This window comes from Pseudoalteromonas sp. S558 (genome assembly GCF_005886635.1).
Classification (GTDB): Bacteria; Pseudomonadota; Gammaproteobacteria; order Enterobacterales; family Alteromonadaceae; genus Pseudoalteromonas; species Pseudoalteromonas aliena.
This window is the reverse complement of sequence record NZ_PNDU01000032.1, coordinates 1-935: the sequence shown is the minus strand read 5'-3', so window position 1 is coordinate 935 and position 935 is coordinate 1. Positions and strand designations below refer to the sequence as shown.

Sequence of the window (935 nt, the reverse complement as noted above, 5' to 3'; positions counted from 1 at the left end):
GCTTATGCTGTTATGAGTAACCACACCCATTTAGTCCTGTATGTTGATGATAAAAAAGCGAATAGGCTGAATGATAAAGCGATTGTTATTCGCTGGCACAAGCTGTGCAAAGGCACATTGTTAACGCAAAAGTACATACAGGGTGAAAGGCTAAGTAAAGTTGAGCTTATCTTTTTTAATCAAACAGTAATGGAATATCGAGAGCGCTTATCAAGTATTAGTTGGTTTATGCGGTTGTTAAATGAAGGCATTGCGCGCAGGGCAAATAAAGAAGATAACTGCACTGGCAGGTTTTGGGAGGGACGTTTTACATCACAAGCATTATTGGATGAAGCTGCATTGGCGGCCTGCATGGCGTATGTAGATTTAAACCCCATCAGAGCCAAAATGGCAAAGACACCAGAAGAATCAGACCATACCAGTGCTCAAGTACGGTTAATATGCGCAAAAGAAGGCAAGCAACCAAAACAATTACTCCGCTTTGCAGGCATGCCACGTCAAATCATGCCAAAAGGGCTACCGTTTGAGCTTAAATCGTACCTTGAACTTGTTGAGTTAACAGGGCGTTGTATACGAGAGGACAAACGAGGGTATATTGAAAGTACACACTTACCCTTACTCGAAAGAGTCAATATTTCCTCTGAAAACTGGTTAAAACTCACCACACAATTTACACGCGTATTTCACGGCGCAGTAGGCAGGCCGACCTCACAAGCAAGTTATTGTGAAAACTTAAGCAGAAAACGGCGAGCTAATATAAGTAATTGTGAAAAGCTATTAGCATAAACCTTAAATTACTCAGTAGAAAAGTTAAAACTGCATCATGCAGTCATTTTCATGCGTGTAATTTAGGTTTAAGAGTGATGATTGCAGATTTACTGGATGAAATAAAAGTAACGTAGTCGTAAAACATTAATTATTGACCTAAAAAAGTA

At 39.7% G+C, this 935-nt stretch carries 1 protein-coding gene; it reads left to right on the top strand.

Features of this window, described 5'->3' with window-relative positions; genetic code table 11:
* Nucleotides 1-786, top strand: a 786-nt coding sequence (locus CWB66_RS02985; protein ID WP_252371703.1) for a transposase, incomplete at its 5' end; no start/stop codon positions are given.
* Nucleotides 787-935 lie beyond the last annotated feature (149 nt).